Consider the following 15,993-nt stretch of genomic DNA (forward strand, 5'->3'; position numbering starts at 1 on the left):
TAAATTGCTCTGTGTACTTGTTCATGTTGAAAACCCAAAAAGTTGGATGGGTGTCCAACTTTTTGGGGGCAGTTCAAAATGAACGTCGCTTTAGCGTTGGTTTTCGATTGTCCTTTCCAGCACCATCAAGGCCGCCCGTTTGTGCGGGAAGTCGAATTCCTTGATCCGCGCATAGCCCTGCGCCTGCATGTAACCGATCATTTTGGCGTTGTCAGCACGAGGCTCGGCCACGATGCGCCAAGTGCGCGGGTCGTCCTGCAACAGGTAATCGGTCAAGGCGGATAACCAGCTGGCAACCTTGTGCGGCCCGCGATGGGCCTGCTCCCCCACCAGCATATGAATGCCACGGTCGTAGTCGCCTGCGTCGTAAAAGGGCGCGATGCGATCTTCTTTGGCCCAATAGGCTTCGAAATAAGCAAACGGCTGGTCGTCAAAGCAACCGATCAAGGTCAGGGTGTGCGGGTCGTCAGCCAGTTTTTCGAGGTACTGGCGATGCTCCTCAAGGCTGCCCCCTTCATCCCAGAAGGCCAGTACTCGCGGGGTGTTCTGCCAGCGGTTGAAGCGTTCGAGGTCAAGCTCGATGTCCAGCGTACGCAAGGAGATCCAGGCGCCAAGCTGGGGGTCGAAGCGCCGATAGACTTCGCCTTGGGGTTTGGCCGGGCGCTGCGGGTGCGAAGCGATTGCAGTCATTTTGGACTCACGATTGTCGTCAACAGTTAGGCTGTGTGACGTTGGTCGCGGGGCAAAATTTAGGACTCTGTCTCGACGAGTTCAATATTGTAAGGGGCAAAAATCGCTTTTAACTGGCCATTGTCCTTGAGCGCTTTGATCAGCTTGGTCACTTCTTCGGCTTTGATCGGGCCATGGGGCCGAATGAAGGCGTAGTGATGGTAGCGCTGGTCGGCACGGTCAGATATCAGCACGCGAGATTTATACTGCGGATTGTGTCTGAGCATGTCATTGAGGTTCGACCGGGTCATCAAGGTCATGTCTACCCGCCCGCGTAAGACCATCTGCAGGTTGCTTTCGTGGGAGTAGGTCAAGGTCGCGTCAAAGTGGTTAAGCAAGTAGCTGGGGGCAGGATTGAAGTCTGCAAAGGCGTAGTGATAACCGGAAAAAAGCGCCAGCCGTTTCCCCTTTAAATCATCAAAGTAAGACTGGTCACGCCCCGGCTGTTGCTTGGCAATAAACACTTCCGAGTCAACAAGGCCAAGGTCGACAGAATCGTAATCGACCCCCTGCCAGCCCCAGTTGGAGCTTTCAAATAGGATCAGGTCAACGCGCCCTTGATCAAAGTCACGCACCCGCCGCGCCAGCGAAGTGGGGACGGCGGTGAATTTATAATCGCTCTGCAACTCATTCATCGCGCTCAGCAATTTTTGCAGCAAGCCCGTGTCGGAACCGCGTTCCGGGCGCACGATATACGGCGGAAAATGCGCCGCACCGACGCGAATTTCCTGCGCAGCCCACACCGGCGACATCAAGGTGACACTCAGCGCCAGCAACACACTGCGGACCATCCACATTGGCAAACACTTAAACGCTATGCACATCGGGGACGCCCGCGACTGGAACTTATTAATGGGTACAGGACCTGAGATCGAGTACGACCGTAATTTAAGCGCGCCTAGACTAGCAAGCAAACGTGGTGTGGCCCACTACAAATTAAGTGCCCCGTGGCTGCGCATTAGCTACGCTGCATCCTCAATGCCGATGTTGTTTAAGGAAAGCTGCACATGCCTCACTGGCTGGTAATTGACTTGGAAGCCACCACCGATGACGGCGGCTGGCCTCTGGAAGAAATGGAAGTCATCGAAATCGGTGCCAGCGTGGTCACGCGTGCCGGACGCGAAATAGACCACTTTCAGCGTTTTGTACGGCCGCAACGGCGCCCGCTGCTGACCGCTTTTTGCCGTCAATTAACCCATATCACCCAAGCCAATATTGATAACGCCAGCCCGACCGGACAGGTTTGGGAGCAGTTCGAGCGCTGGCTGGGCCAGCATCTGCCCAAACTGGAAGGTTGGGCCAGTTGGGGTGAGTACGACCGCAAGCAACTGGAACAGGAATGGCAACAAAAGCAGCTGGACAGCGCCCTGGCACGTTTGCCGCATATGAACCTCAAGCAACAATTTGCCCAGGTCCGCCAGCTAAAACAGCCCCTGGGCCTTAACAGTGCCTTGCAACTGGCCGGCATGCAGTTCAGCGGGCAGCAGCACCGCGCCCTGGAAGATGCGCGCAATACAGCCCGTTTATTGCCCTTGGTGCTGCGGGTTTAGTGCAGCGCCGAGCCTCTACAAAAGGGCGTGACGGGATAAAACGGCTTCTGCATACTGGCCAGCCTTTTTAACCCATTCCGAGGAATCGCCATGTTTAAAGTCAACGAATACTTCGACGGCACCGTCAAGTCGATTGCGTTCACACAAGCTGAAGGCAAAGCCACTATTGGCGTCATGGCCCCGGGTAAATACGAGTTCGGCACCGCTGAGCGTGAAATCATGCACGTCGTCTCGGGCGAACTGAAGGTCAAGCTGCCGGGCAGCAGCGAGTTTGAAACGTTCAAGACTGGCAGCCAGTTCAACGTACCGGCCAACAGCAAGTTTCAGCTTGAGGTCGCAGTAGAAACGGCTTACCTGTGCGAATACCGCTGAGTTAATGCCCTTCTGTAGGAGCGAGCTTGCCTCGCGATCTTTTTAAAAAGATCAAAAGATCGCGAGGCAAGCTCGCTCCTACAGGGTTAGTCCGCTGTGTTGAACTGCAACGCTGCCAACCGCGCATACAGCGGGTTACTGGCTATCAATTGGGCATGCGTGCCTATCGCCACCAGCTTTCCCTGATCCATTACAGCAATGCGGTCGGCATTCTGCACCGTCGCCAGTCGATGGGCGATCACCAGCGTGGTACGGCCTTTCATCAGGCTGGGCAACGCTTCCTGGATCAAGTGTTCACTTTGCGCATCCAGCGCGCTGGTGGCTTCGTCCAACAGTAAAATCGGCGCATCCACCAGCAGTGCCCGGGCAATCGCCAGGCGTTGCCGCTGCCCGCCCGACAATCCCTGACCGCCATCACCCAAGTGAGTTTTGTAGCCGTGGGGCATTTGCAAGATGAAGTCGTGGGCATGGGCTATGCGCGCCGCCGCCTCGACCTGTGCGTCCGTGGCCTGCGGGTTGCCATAGCGGATGTTGTCTTCGACTGAGCCGAAGAACAGCGCCGGGGTCTGCGAGACCAGGGCAAAGCAACGCCGCAAGTCCTGCGGGTCAAGTTGTTGAACAGGTCGGCCTTCCAACAGAATTTGCCCTTGCTGGGGGTCATAGAAACGCAACAGCAAGTCGAACAAGGTCGATTTACCGGCCCCGGACGGCCCAACCAGGGCCAGGGTTTCGCCTGCATTGATGGTCAGGCTCAGGCCCGCAATCGCGAAGCTTTCGGGACGCGACGGGTAAGTAAAATACACATCTTCGAGACGCACGTTGCCTTCAACCCGCTCTGGCAACACTTGCAAACCGCTGTCCGGTGCAACGATCTGGCTCTTGGACTGCAGCAGTTCGCTGATCCGCTCTGCCGCGCCTGCCGCCTGTTGCAGTTCGCCAATCACTTCGCTCAGGGTGCCGACGGCACTGCCGACCACCAGGCTGTAGAACACAAACGCGGCCAGTTCACCGCCCGTAATGCGCCCGGCGATAACATCCATGCCGCCCACCCAAAGCATGACGCCGACTGCGCCCAGCACCAGCGAGATCACCAGGGTGATCAGCCAGGCCCGTTGCAAGATACGTTTGCGCGCCGTGGCAAAGGCGCCTTCGACGGTTAGTGCAAAGCGCTGCTGGTCTTGTTGCTGATGGTTGTAGGCCTGGACGGTTTTAATCTGGGTCAGGGCCTCGGCCACGTAGCTGCCAACATCGGCGATGCGGTCCTGGCTTTGACGCGACAAGCTGCGCACGCGACGACCAAAGATCAAGATCGGTGACAGCACCAGGGGCAAGGCGACCACGACGATGCTGGTGAGCTTGGGGTTGGTGATAAACAGCAGCACCACGCCGCCGATCACCATCAGGCTGTTACGCAAAAACAACGACAGCGACGAACCGATCACCGATTGCAGCAATGTTGTGTCGGTGGTCAGCCGGGACTGGATTTCTGAACTGCGGTTGTTTTCGTAGAAACCGGGGTGCAAACCGATCAGATGGTTGAAGACTTGCCGGCGAATGTCAGCCACCACCCGCTCGCCAATCCACGACACCAGATAGAAACGCACGAATGTGCCCACCGCCAAGCCCAGCACCAGCAGCAAAAACAAGCCAATGGATTGGTTAAGCATGTGCGGTGATTGGGTCATGAAGCCTTTGTCGACGAGTAAACGAATGCCCTGCCCCATCGACAGCGTGATACCCGCCGTGACGATAAGGGCCAGCAAGGCGCCGACCGCATGCCAGCGGTAAGGGGCTACAAAATGTATGACCAGACGAATGGCACGGCGTTGACGGGAAGAGAGCATGGGGGTGTTCCGCAAAGGGGGTCGAGTGTTGAAAGCCGCACACAGCCTACAACGAACCGGGGTAACACTTGGTAAACCTTTCTCAGTCGTTTTGAATATGACCGGGTGCCACAAGCCCTAGGCGTTAAAGTTCTAAAGTGAGGGTAGAAGTTTCGAAGTATTTCTGTTGGACTGGGTTCCGCGGCCAAGTGTGTAACAGCTTGGTCATTTAACGGATCTAAAGTAGCGCTACACCCTGATGAGGAGACAGGCCATGGAATCAATCAACACTCAAGCACTACCGGTAATTCGCACCCACCAGCAACCGTCGTTGGGGTGTGCCTTTATCGACGCTGAAGGTAATGAAGTTCTCATCACTGAAGAGATGATTCAGAACGCCTGCCAAGAACTGGAACAGCGTTTGGTCAAGCCTGTAAATAAAGACTGAACCTGACAACACCTTACTTGCCCGCGATCTTTTAAAGATCAAAAGATCGCGAGGCAAGCTCGCTCCTACACTGGCACTGCGCCCAGCGCTTTAACCATCTGCGTCAAACCCTGCGACTCACCCTCTATGCGCACCTGCAAGCCTTCGATCTCGCGGCGGACCGGGTAGTGTTTGCGCAAGGCGTCAAACGCCAGCTTTTGCTCCTGAACCGTGCCCCCCAGGCTGCGACGAAAGTCCGCATCGTCCCGGCGCGGGTCGTAAACCCCACGGCATACCATCGCCAGCGCCCACGCCGGGTCACTGTCGGCGCTCAGTTCAACCTTGGCCAGCCAGGGCGCGGGCAGTAAGTCGGCCAGTTTGATAACCGCTTCCTGCCCCAGAAAATCGCAGAACGCCTGGTAAATCTGCGCCGTGCCCCGCTGCTTGCCGTCCAGGCTGTAACCCGCGATGTGCGGCGTTGCCAGTACGCACAGATCGGCCAGTTCGACATCAACCTGCGGCTCGGCTTCCCACACGTCCAGCACCGCTTGCAGGTCTTCGCGGCGGGTTAGCACCTCACGCAGGGCGTTGTTGTCGATCACCGGGCCTCGGCTGGCGTTGATCAGCCAGGTGCCGTGTTTGAGCTGGTTCAAGCGCTGCTGGTCGAGCAAATGCCAGGTCGCGTTCTCTGCGGATTTATCCAGAGGCGTGTGCAGGCTGATGACGTCACAACGTTCGATGATCTGCTCAAGGCTGACGTAATCACCGCCCTCTGCCGCCTGACGCGGCGGGTCGCACACCAGCACGTTGAAGCCCAAGCCCTTGAGCACATTGACCAGACGCCCGCCCACTTCGCCAGCACCGACCACACCATAGGTGCGCTGATTGAGGTCGGCGCCTTCGATTTCGGCCAGTGTCAGCAAGCTGCCGAGCACGTAGTCCACCACACCGCGAGCATTGCAGCCCGGCGCACTGGACCACTGAATGCCCTCTTGATGAAAGTAATCGAGCGCCAGGTGATCGGTGCCGATGGTGCACGTACCGACAAAGCGCACGGCGCTGCCTTCAAGCAGATCGCGGTCGACTTTGGTCACCGAACGCACCAGCAAGACATCCGCATCGTGCACATCGGCCCGGGTGATCTGGCGCCCCGGCAAACGGCGTATTTCACCGAATTCAGCAAAGAACGCATCGACCAACGGAATATTTTCATCAGCAACAATCAGCATGGCAGGCTCCTTTCAAGGACTGGCAGTGTAGGCGTTGTCGGCACGTTTGGGCCGATCAATCCTGCTTTTTGCGGATCCAGTACAGGTACGTGCCCGCTTCTTCGGCCTGGCCGACCAGTTCGTGGTCCAAAAATACGCAGAACTTGGGAATGTCACGGCGGGTCGACGGGTCGGTCGCGATCACTTTCAGCAAGCCACCCGGCACCAGATCGCGAATGTGTTGGTGCAGCATCATCACCGGCTCTGGGCAGTTCAGGCCGCTGGCGTCCAGAGTGCCGTCAAGCGGCAGGTCAGCAAAACTCATGGGGTACTCCTGAATCAGCGGGATTTAGGCTTTTTCACGTCCAGTCGACGCAAATGGCAGGTCACTTCTTCACGGTCGTGGTACAGCTGCTTGCAGCCGATTTCAACCTGGATACCGCGCGCCTTGAAGCCGTCGGCAATGCGGTCCAACAGGCGACGCACTTCTGCATAGCGTTGTTTCATCGGCAACTTCAGGTTGACCACCGCCTCACGGCAATGCCCTTCGCCAATCCACTCTTCAAGCATCGCCGCATTGCGCGCAGGCTTCTCGACGATGTCGCAGACCATCCAGTCCACCGGCTGCTTGGGCTTGAAGGTAAAGCCATCGGCCATCAAGTGTTGCACCAGCCCGGTGTCCATCAGGCTTTCAGCCATGGGGCCGTTGTCGATGGCGATTACCAGCATGCCGCGATTGACCAGTTGCCAGGTCCAGCCGCCGGGGGCAGCGCCAAGGTCAACGCCGGTCATGTCACTGTGCAAACGGTCATCCCACTGATCACGCGGGATGAAGTGGTGCCAGGCTTCTTCCAGCTTGAGGGTCGAGCGGCTCGGGGCTTCACGCGGGAACTTGAGACGCGGAATGCCCATCGGCCACATGGCCGAGTTGTTGGACTCTGCCAGGCCGAGGAACACTTCGCGGCCACTTTTGAAGGTCAGCAGCAGACGCGGTTTGTCGTCGGCGTTTTCGACCAGCTTGCCCGCCTTGAGCAGCGCCTTGCGCAAATGCCCTTCGAACTTCTTGCAGAAGTTGGACAGTTCTTTGCCGTCGTTGGTGTCGACCACTTCCAGCCACAGGCTGCCACACACCGGAAAATCGGCCATGTGTTCAAGGATGACGCTGATCCGGTCGGTTTCTGGCAGGTCGACAAAGCTGCCGCGTGCCCATTGGCGCGGGAAAATCAGCTCGGCGAAGCGCAGGCGCTGCATCAGGCGCTCAGCGCCGCCTGCTTCGGTGCAGACAAACTCGGCACAGGCCGCGCTTGGCTTGGCCTTGGCGTAGCCGGAGACATTAAGACGGGCGGCATGCTCGGCGATTTCCGAGCAGACTTCGCCTTCAAAACCGGGCCGGCAATGCATAAAAACGGTGTTCATTGATTTACTCCTGGGCAGCGGCAAGACATTAAACCGCTGCGCTACCTTGTCCTGGAACAAGGTCCGTCACGAAAAGGCGGGCATGATAACTGAGTTCGGAACCTTGAAGCCTTATAGACAGTCCAGTTATTAGCCAGATCACTGAATCAGGGCTAGGTTTGAAGCTCTGCTCACTGTTCTGTTCGTATCACACGATCCGTGCCGTGCGGATCAAAAGGAGTCATTTCATGTCCTCCCTCGATAGCCTGAAAACCCTCTCTACCTTAAAAGTCGACGATAAGACTTATCACTACTTCAGCCTGCCGCTCGCCGCCAAAACCCTGGGCGATTTGAGCAAGCTGCCGATGTCTCTTAAAGTGCTGCTGGAAAACCTGCTGCGTTGGGAAGACGGCAAAACCGTCACCGAACCCGACCTCAAGGCTCTCGCCGCCTGGCTCAAGGAACGCCGCAGCGACCGTGAAATCCAGTACCGCCCGGCACGGGTGTTGATGCAGGATTTTACCGGCGTACCGGCGGTGGTCGACCTGGCCGCCATGCGCGCCGCCATGGCCAAGGCCGGAGGCGACCCGCAGCGCATCAACCCGTTGTCGCCGGTTGACCTGGTGATTGACCACTCGGTGATGGTCGACAAGTTCGGCAGCACCAGCGCCTTTGAGCAAAACGTCGACATCGAAATGGAACGCAACGGCGAACGCTATGCGTTTTTGCGCTGGGGCCAGGATGCCTTCGATAATTTCAGCGTGGTACCGCCCGGCACCGGGATTTGTCACCAGGTGAACCTCGAATACCTGGGCCGCACGGTCTGGACCAAAGACGAAGACGGCCGCACCTATGCCTTCCCCGACACTCTGGTAGGCACCGATTCGCACACCACCATGATCAACGGCCTTGGCGTATTGGGCTGGGGCGTGGGCGGGATTGAAGCCGAAGCCGCCATGCTCGGCCAGCCCGTGTCGATGCTGATCCCTGAAGTGGTGGGTTTCAAACTTAATGGCAAGCTTAAAGAAGGCATCACCGCCACTGACCTGGTGCTGACAGTCACGCAAATGCTGCGCAGCAAGGGCGTGGTCGGCAAGTTCGTCGAGTTTTACGGCGATGGCCTGGCCGATTTGCCTTTGGCGGACCGTGCCACCATTGCCAACATGGCTCCGGAATACGGCGCTACGTGCGGGTTTTTCCCGGTGGATGAGATCACCCTCGATTACCTGCGTTTATCCGGTCGCCCGGACGCCACCGTCAAACTGGTCGAGGCTTACTGCAAAGCCCAGGGCCTGTGGCGCGAAGCGGGCCAGGAGCCGATTTTTACCGATACCCTGGCGCTCGACATGGGCACCGTCGAGGCCAGCCTGGCCGGACCAAAACGCCCGCAAGACCGGGTCGCCCTGCCCAACGTGGCGCAAGCATTCAGCGACTTCTTGAGCCTGCAGTTCAAACCGGCCAGTAAAGAAGAAGGCCGCCTTGAAAGTGAAGGCGGTGGCGGCGTGGCCGTGGGTAGCGCAGAGTCGGTTGGCGAGGCGGATTACAGCCTCGATGGCAAAACCTGGCGTCTGAAAAACGGCGCCGTGGTGATTGCCGCCATCACCTCGTGCACCAACACCTCCAACCCCAGCGTGATGATGGCCGCCGGGCTGGTGGCGAAAAAAGCCGTGGAAAAAGGCCTGAAAAGCCAGCCTTGGGTGAAAACCTCATTGGCCCCCGGCTCCAAAGTCGTTACCGACTACTACAAGGCCGCTGGCCTTACCCCGTACCTCGATCAGTTAGGTTTTGACCTGGTGGGTTATGGCTGTACCACCTGTATTGGCAACTCCGGGCCGCTGCCCGATCCCATTGAAAAAGCCATCACTCAAGCGGACCTGACCGTGGCATCTGTGCTGTCGGGCAACCGTAACTTTGAAGGCAGGGTGCACCCGCTGGTCAAAACCAACTGGCTGGCCTCGCCGCCACTGGTGGTGGCCTATGCATTGGCCGGTACGGTGCGTATCGACATCAGCAGCGAACCGCTGGGCGTGGGCAAAGACGGCCAGCCGGTGTACTTGCGCGATATCTGGCCGAGCCAGAAAGAAATCGCCGACGCCGTGGCGCAAGTCAGCACCGGCATGTTCCACAAGGAATACGCCGAAGTGTTTGCCGGTGACGAGCAATGGCAAGCCATCGAAGTGCCGCAGGCGGCGACATATGTCTGGCAAGACAGCTCGACCTACATCCAGCATCCGCCGTTCTTTGATGACATTGACGGGCCATTGCCGGTCATCGAAGACGTCAAGGGCGCGAACATTCTTGCGCTGCTGGGGGATTCGGTGACCACCGACCACATCTCCCCAGCCGGCAATATCAAGGCCGACAGCCCGGCCGGGCGTTACCTGCGCGAGAAAGGCGTCGAGCCCAAGGACTTCAACTCCTACGGTTCGCGACGCGGCAACCATGAAGTGATGATGCGCGGCACGTTCGCCAACATCCGTATTCGCAACGAAATGCTCGGCGGCGAAGAAGGGGGCAACACCCTGTACATCCCGACCGGCGAGAAACTGGCGATCTACGACGCGGCCATGCGTTATCAGGCCTCGGGCACGCCGTTGGTGGTGATTGCTGGCCAGGAATACGGCACTGGCTCAAGCCGCGACTGGGCGGCAAAGGGCACTAATCTGCTGGGCGTCAAAGCGGTGATTGCCGAGAGTTTTGAGCGTATCCACCGCTCCAACTTGGTGGGTATGGGCGTGTTGCCCTTGCAGTTCAAGCTGGACCAGAACCGCAAGAGTCTGAAACTCACCGGCAAAGAGACCCTGGACATCCTCGGGCTGACCGGCGCCGACATTCAACCGCGAATGAACCTGACCCTGGTGATCACCCGTGAAGACGGCCAGCAGGAAAAGGTCCAGGTCCTGTGCCGGATCGACACCCTCAATGAAGTGGAATACTTCAAGGCGGGCGGGATCTTGCACTACGTGCTGCGTCAATTGATTGCTTCGTAACAGCCAAACCTGTGGGAGCGGGCTTGCTCGCGATGGTATCGACGCGGTCTAACAGAAAAACCGCATTGCCTGCATCGCGAGCAAGCCCGCTCCCACACCTTCATGTTCACAACATTTGCTTCATGCCGAATCGTTATACTCGTGCGCCCTTCTCCCCCTAGGATTCGCATGATCGCCCTGCCCTGGCCTTATCTCGCCCTCTTGACCCTCGGCTACGGCATTGCCCTGAGCTATGGCCAATTAGGCGTTCAAGCTGTTATTGCCCTGGCCGCCCTGTTAGTGAGCGGGCTTGCTGCCCACCAAACCCAACGCTTGTGGCTGCGCTACACCGGACACGCAGTATTTGTGTTGCTGGCCCTGGCTTTGGCCCTGCATTGGCTGCCCGGTTTTCACAACGGCCGTGCCATCAGCCCCGAGCGGCTGACCCCGGATGCCGTGCCCTTTTCGATGTACCTGAATCTGGACAAACCCCTGATCGGCTTTTGGCTGCTACTGGTGTGCCCGTGGATAGCACCGCGCTTTAACTGGCGTGCGTCAGTGGGCGCCGCATTGATGGGGCTGGTGCTGGCCGCCATGGCCGCGCTGGGTGGCGCGCTGTTGCTGGGCATTGTGGCCTGGGCGCCGAAGTGGCCCAGCCAGGGCTGGATTTGGCTATTGAATAACCTGCTGCTGGTGACGCTCGTCGAAGAAGCGCTGTTTCGCGGCTATTTGCAGGGCGGATTGAGCCGCTGGTTCAAGCAACTGCCGTACGGGCAAACCCTGGCTTTGGTGATTGCCTCACTGTTGTTCGGCCTGGCGCATATCGGTGCCGGTTGGCAGTGGGTAGTTTTGGCCGGCATCGCCGGGCTTTGCTACGGCCTGGCCTATCGTTTTGGCGGGCTAAGTGCGGCGATTGCCACGCACTTTGGCTTGAACGTGCTGCACTTGGCGTTCTTCACCTACCCCATGCTGGCGCCTTAAGCTCGCCCCAAGACTGCAACAGCGTTGCTGCACGCTGTTGCAGCAGAAATATTAATTAAACAATTCGTTGCGCGTGCCGAAAGCCTATCAAAGTCTTGCGGATTGAAACGACATGCGTAACAACCAGCCCATCACCCAGCGCGAACGCACATTCCCCGCGCAGCAACGGTTGATTTCCACTACCGATACCAAAGGCGTGATCACCTACTGCAACGACGATTTCGTCGACATCAGCGGGTTTTCCCGTGATGAGCTGGTGCGCGCACCGCATAACCTTGTGCGCCATCCGGATGTGCCTTCGGCGGTGTTCGAACATATGTGGAGCACCCTGAAAAAGGGCATGCCGTGGATGGGCATCGTTAAAAACCGCTGCAAGTCCGGCGATCATTACTGGGTGAATGCGTACGTGACCCCGGTGTTTGAAAACGAGCGCGTGGTGGGTTACGAGTCGGTGCGGGTCAAGCCGACTGCCGAACAGATCCGCCGCGCCGAAGCGTTGTACCAGCGCATCAATCGCGGCAAGCCCGCCGTACCGCGCCGCGACAAGTGGCTGCCGGTGCTGCAGGATTGGCTGCCGTTCATTCTGGTCAGCCAACTGAGTTTTGTCATTGGTGCGCTGTTCAACTCCAGTTGGGGTTTTGCCTTGGCCGCCCTGTTGTCGATTCCGTTGGGGCTGTTGGGCCTGACCTGGCAGCAACGCGGGATCAAGCGCTTGCTGCGCCTGGCCGAACAGACCACTTCTGACCCTCTGATTGCCCAGATGTACACCGACAGCCGTGGCCCGCAAGCGCGTCTGGAAATGTCCATCCTGAGCCAGGAAGCGCGCCTTAAAACCTGCCTGACCCGTCTGCAAGACACCGCCGAGCACCTCAGCGAGCAAGCCCGTCAATCGGACGTGCTGGCGCACAAGAGCTCCACCGGGCTGGAGCGCCAGCGGGTTGAAACCGAACAGGTTGCCACCGCCGTTAACCAGATGGCCGCGACGACCCAAGAGGTCGCCAGCCATGTACAGCGCACCGCCGATGCCACGCAAGAAGCCAATCGCCTGACCAGCCGCGGCCGCGACATTGCCGGTGAAACCCGCGAAGCCATTGAGCGCCTGTCGGTGGTCGTCGGTGAAACCGGCGCGACGGTGACCCAACTGGCGAAAGACAGTGACGAGATCGGCGGTGTTGTAGACGTGATCAAGGGCATTGCCGACCAGACCAACCTGTTGGCCTTGAACGCAGCCATTGAGGCCGCGCGTGCCGGTGAAATGGGCCGGGGCTTTGCCGTAGTGGCCGATGAAGTGCGCCAACTGGCACAACGCACCAGCACCTCGACCGGCCAGATTCACGGTTTGATTGCCAAACTGCAACAAACCGCCGCCACAGCCGTACAGACCATGGACGCTGGCCACCGCCAGGCACAAGAAGGCGTGGCGCGGGTATTGGAAGCCGATGCGGCACTGATCGGGATCAGCGAAGCGGTGGCCAATATCACCGACATGACCACCCAGATTGCCGCCGCCACCGAAGAGCAAAGTGCCGTGGCTGAAGAAGTCAGCCGTAACATCAGCACCATTGCCGACCTTGCCGACCAAACCTCCGAGCAGGCGCAGCATTCGGCCCTGCTGAGTGAGGAGCTCGCCCAGACCGTGAATATTCAATATTCGCTGGTGGAGCGGTTTAACCGCTAATAAAGGTCCGGTGATTTCTGTGCAGGAGCGAGCTTTTAAAGATTTAAAGATCGCTCCTGCAGCGGGACTATTTAAGCCAACTGGCTATTTTGTCCGCCGCCGCATCCAGATGTTGCTCATGGGTGAAGCCCGAGGCTTTAAGCGGCTTCAAATCGTGATCCCCTGAGATCAACCAGAACACTTCAATGCTCGGTGCCAACGCGTAGGCATGTACGGCCTCGCGATTACCCAGCGCGTCGCGCTCGCCCTGCACAATCAGCGTCGGTGTGTGCAGTTCAGCCAGATGCGCGACCCGAGGTTTTTCCGGCTTGCCCACGGCATAGAACGGGTAACCCAGGCACACCAGCCGATCAACGCCCAGCTCATCAGCCACCAGGCTGGCCATGCGCCCGCCCATGGACTTGCCACCGATGGCTAATGGCCCAGTGACATGCCGTCGCACCTCGCTGTAAACCTCGCACCAGCTTTCCAGCAATTTAGCCTGAGGATTGGGCGGCCTTTTGCCGCCATCCAGGCGCCGTTGCGCCATGTACGGGAACTCGAAGCGCAGCACGTTGATCCCGCGTGCAGCAAGGCGTTCAGCCATGCCGGTCATCCAGTCACTGTCCATTGGCGCACCTGCGCCGTGGGCCAGGATCAAGGTTGACGATAACGGTGTTTTTGCAGCGTTCCATAGCCAGCCCCGCGCCTGCAGGCACTTCGCCCATTGATCCTCGTCAATACCCACTTTGGCGCCTACGCCCATGCTTGCCTCGCTTTTAGTCTGCCTATAACTCCAGGCGTGCGTTGAACTCGCCTGATCCGTGGATGGGGAACCATGAACACTTCTATCAGTACCGCCTACAACTATAAGGTGGTCCGCCAATTTTCCATTATGACGGTGGTTTGGGGCATCGTCGGCATGGGGCTCGGCGTCTTGCTCGCCGCGCAATTGGTCTGGCCCGAACTTAACTTCGATTTGCCCTGGACCAGCTTTGGGCGGTTGCGCCCGCTGCACACCAACGCGGTGATCTTCGCCTTTGGCGGTTGCGCCTTATTTGCGTCCTCGTTCTACTCGGTGCAACGCACCTGCCAAACCACGCTGTTCGCGCCCAAAATCGCTGCCTTTACCTTTTGGGGCTGGCAACTGGTGATTCTACTGGCGGCCATCAGCTTGCCATTGGGTTACACCAGTTCCAAGGAATACGCCGAACTGGAATGGCCGATCGACATTTTGATCACCATTGTCTGGGTCGCGTACGCCATCGTGTTCTTTGGCACGATCATGAAGCGCAAAACCAAGCACATTTATGTGGGCAACTGGTTCTTCGGTGCGTTTATCGTGACCGTGGCGATTTTGCACATCGTTAACAACCTTGAGATTCCGGTCAGTTTCACCAAGTCTTACTCGCTGTACGGTGGCGCAACCGACGCCATGGTGCAGTGGTGGTACGGCCACAACGCCGTGGGCTTTTTCCTGACGGCGGGCTTTTTGGGGATGATGTATTACTTCGTGCCCAAGCAGGCCGAACGCCCGATCTATTCCTATCGCCTGTCCATCGTGCACTTCTGGGCGCTGATCACCCTGTACATCTGGGCCGGTCCGCACCACTTGCACTACACCGCATTGCCGGACTGGGCGCAGTCGCTGGGCATGGTGATGTCGCTGATTCTGCTGGCACCGAGCTGGGGCGGGATGATCAACGGCATGATGACGCTCTCGGGCGCCTGGCATAAGTTGCGCAGCGACCCGATCCTGCGCTTTTTGGTGGTATCGCTGGCGTTCTACGGCATGTCGACCTTTGAAGGCCCGATGATGGCCATCAAGACCGTCAACGCCCTCTCCCACTACACCGACTGGACCATCGGCCACGTACACGCCGGGGCACTGGGCTGGGTGGCGATGATTTCCATCGGCGCGATGTACCACATGATTCCTAAAGTCTTCGGCCGCCCGCAGATGTACAGCATCGGCCTGATCAACGCGCACTTCTGGCTGGCGACCATCGGCACCGTGCTGTACATCGCTTCGATGTGGGTCAACGGTATCGCCCAAGGCCTGATGTGGCGTGCGGTCAACGCCGACGGTACGCTGACGTACTCCTTCGTCGAAACCCTGGTGGCCAGCCATCCGGGCTACGTCGTGCGGTTGATCGGCGGGGCGATTTTCCTGAGTGGCATGTTGCTGATGGCTTACAACACGTGGCGCACGGTGCGTAATGCCGAGCCCGCTGACGTTGTCGCCGCTGCGCAGATGGCCTGAGGAGTCCGCCATGAAACACGAAATCATTGAAAAAAATATCGGCCTGATGCTCTTGCTGATGATTCTGTGCGTGAGCGTTGGCGGTCTGACGCAGATCGTCCCGCTGTTTTTCGAAGACGTGACCAACACCCCGGTAGAAGGCATGAAGCCCTACACCGCGTTGCAACTCGAAGGCCGCGACGTGTACATCCGCGAAGGTTGCGTAGGCTGCCACTCGCAGATGATTCGCCCGTTCCGCGCCGAGACCGAGCGTTATGGTCACTATTCGGTGGCCGGTGAAAGCGTCTGGGATCACCCGTTCCTGTGGGGCTCCAAGCGTACCGGGCCGGACCTGGCCCGAGTGGGCGGGCGTTACTCGGATGACTGGCACCGCGCGCACTTGTACAACCCGCGCAACGTCGTGCCTGAATCGAAAATGCCGGCCTACCCATGGTTGGTGTCGACACCGGTGGACAGCAGCCATACCGAGAAGAAACTCGAAGTGATGCGCACGCTGGGTGTGCCTTACACCGACGAAGACATCGCCAATGCCAAGCAGTCGGTCAAGGGTAAAACCGAAATGGACGCGCTGGTCGCCTACCTGCAAGTGCTCGGCACTGCCATCAAGAGCAAGAGGTGA

The 15,993-nt window shown here is 58.6% G+C and carries 14 protein-coding genes and 1 pseudogene; 8 read left to right on the top strand and 7 right to left on the bottom strand.

The features are described from left to right. Positions 1-90: 90 nt before the first annotated feature. Together GHO32_RS18710 and GHO32_RS18715 are read right to left on the bottom strand one after the other, a co-directional pair. A pseudogene (locus tag GHO32_RS18710) lies at positions 91-672 on the bottom strand (GNAT family N-acetyltransferase); the annotation flags it as partial. Positions 673-749: 77 nt separating this feature from the next. Next, positions 750-1,526 carry an ABC transporter substrate-binding protein gene (locus GHO32_RS18715; protein ID WP_153334836.1) on the bottom strand — a complete coding sequence of 259 codons (777 nt, stop codon included), beginning with the start codon at positions 1,524-1,526 and terminating at the stop codon, positions 750-752. 210 nt (positions 1,527-1,736) lie between these two features. Between GHO32_RS18715 and GHO32_RS18720 the strand changes: the two genes are divergently transcribed. Together GHO32_RS18720 and GHO32_RS18725 are read left to right on the top strand one after the other, a co-directional pair. Further along, positions 1,737-2,279 (top strand): exonuclease domain-containing protein, encoded by a 543-nt coding sequence (locus GHO32_RS18720; protein ID WP_048368844.1) that lies wholly within the window; start codon positions 1,737-1,739, stop codon positions 2,277-2,279. A 90-nt stretch (positions 2,280-2,369) separates the two neighbouring features. Beyond that, positions 2,370-2,651, top strand: coding sequence for a pyrimidine/purine nucleoside phosphorylase (locus tag GHO32_RS18725; RefSeq protein ID WP_153334837.1), 282 nt, complete (start codon positions 2,370-2,372; stop codon positions 2,649-2,651). Positions 2,652-2,737: 86 nt separating this feature from the next. Here GHO32_RS18725 and GHO32_RS18730 read toward each other — a convergent pair whose 3' ends face one another. Next, the gene (locus tag GHO32_RS18730) at positions 2,738-4,495 is read right to left on the bottom strand and encodes an ABC transporter transmembrane domain-containing protein (RefSeq protein ID WP_153334838.1); all 1,758 of its coding nucleotides are present in this window, start codon (positions 4,493-4,495) and stop codon (positions 2,738-2,740) included. Between the two features lie 253 nt (positions 4,496-4,748). Between GHO32_RS18730 and GHO32_RS26500 the strand changes: the two genes are divergently transcribed. Further along, a complete protein-coding gene (locus GHO32_RS26500) occupies positions 4,749-4,922 on the top strand; it encodes a PA1571 family protein (protein WP_048368841.1) in 174 nt (57 codons plus the stop codon). Between the two features lie 65 nt (positions 4,923-4,987). Here the strand turns inward: GHO32_RS26500 and pdxB are convergent, their stop codons facing one another. From pdxB to rlmM, 3 genes are read right to left on the bottom strand one after another with little or no spacing between them, the layout of a single operon-like run. Continuing rightward, positions 4,988-6,130 (bottom strand): 4-phosphoerythronate dehydrogenase PdxB, encoded by a 1,143-nt coding sequence (gene pdxB / locus GHO32_RS18735; RefSeq protein WP_123750480.1) that lies wholly within the window; start codon positions 6,128-6,130, stop codon positions 4,988-4,990. Between the two features lie 55 nt (positions 6,131-6,185). Continuing rightward, positions 6,186-6,434: a sulfurtransferase TusA gene (gene tusA, locus GHO32_RS18740; protein ID WP_048368839.1), complete on the bottom strand. Its 249-nt coding sequence runs from the start codon at positions 6,432-6,434 to the stop codon at positions 6,186-6,188. Positions 6,435-6,448: 14 nt separating this feature from the next. Beyond that, positions 6,449-7,525 carry a 23S rRNA (cytidine(2498)-2'-O)-methyltransferase RlmM gene (gene rlmM / locus GHO32_RS18745; protein WP_153334839.1) on the bottom strand — a complete coding sequence of 359 codons (1,077 nt, stop codon included), beginning with the start codon at positions 7,523-7,525 and terminating at the stop codon, positions 6,449-6,451. Positions 7,526-7,752: 227 nt separating this feature from the next. Here rlmM and acnA point away from each other — a divergent pair, with 227 nt between their 5' ends. From acnA to GHO32_RS18760, 3 genes are all read left to right on the top strand, one after another. Then, the gene (gene acnA / locus GHO32_RS18750) at positions 7,753-10,494 is read left to right on the top strand and encodes an aconitate hydratase AcnA (protein WP_153334840.1); all 2,742 of its coding nucleotides are present in this window, start codon (positions 7,753-7,755) and stop codon (positions 10,492-10,494) included. Positions 10,495-10,662: 168 nt separating this feature from the next. Then, complete coding sequence (locus GHO32_RS18755; RefSeq protein WP_153334841.1) at positions 10,663-11,454, top strand: CPBP family intramembrane glutamic endopeptidase; 792 nt, start codon at positions 10,663-10,665, stop codon at positions 11,452-11,454. 112 nt (positions 11,455-11,566) lie between these two features. After that, complete coding sequence (locus GHO32_RS18760) at positions 11,567-13,132, top strand: PAS domain-containing methyl-accepting chemotaxis protein (RefSeq protein WP_048368835.1); 1,566 nt, start codon at positions 11,567-11,569, stop codon at positions 13,130-13,132. A 67-nt stretch (positions 13,133-13,199) separates the two neighbouring features. Here GHO32_RS18760 and GHO32_RS18765 read toward each other — a convergent pair whose 3' ends face one another. Beyond that, a complete protein-coding gene (locus tag GHO32_RS18765; RefSeq protein WP_153334842.1) occupies positions 13,200-13,877 on the bottom strand; it encodes an alpha/beta family hydrolase in 678 nt (225 codons plus the stop codon). Between the two features lie 72 nt (positions 13,878-13,949). Here GHO32_RS18765 and ccoN point away from each other — a divergent pair, with 72 nt between their 5' ends. Then, the gene (ccoN, locus tag GHO32_RS18770; protein WP_123750473.1) at positions 13,950-15,374 is read left to right on the top strand and encodes a cytochrome-c oxidase, cbb3-type subunit I; all 1,425 of its coding nucleotides are present in this window, start codon (positions 13,950-13,952) and stop codon (positions 15,372-15,374) included. Between the two features lie 10 nt (positions 15,375-15,384). After that, the gene (gene ccoO / locus GHO32_RS18775) at positions 15,385-15,993 is read left to right on the top strand and encodes a cytochrome-c oxidase, cbb3-type subunit II (protein ID WP_048368832.1); all 609 of its coding nucleotides are present in this window, start codon (positions 15,385-15,387) and stop codon (positions 15,991-15,993) included.

The sequence above is a fragment of the Pseudomonas sp. FSL R10-2189 genome (assembly GCF_009600325.1).
In the GTDB taxonomy this organism is placed as follows: Bacteria; Pseudomonadota; Gammaproteobacteria; order Pseudomonadales; family Pseudomonadaceae; genus Aquipseudomonas; species Aquipseudomonas helleri.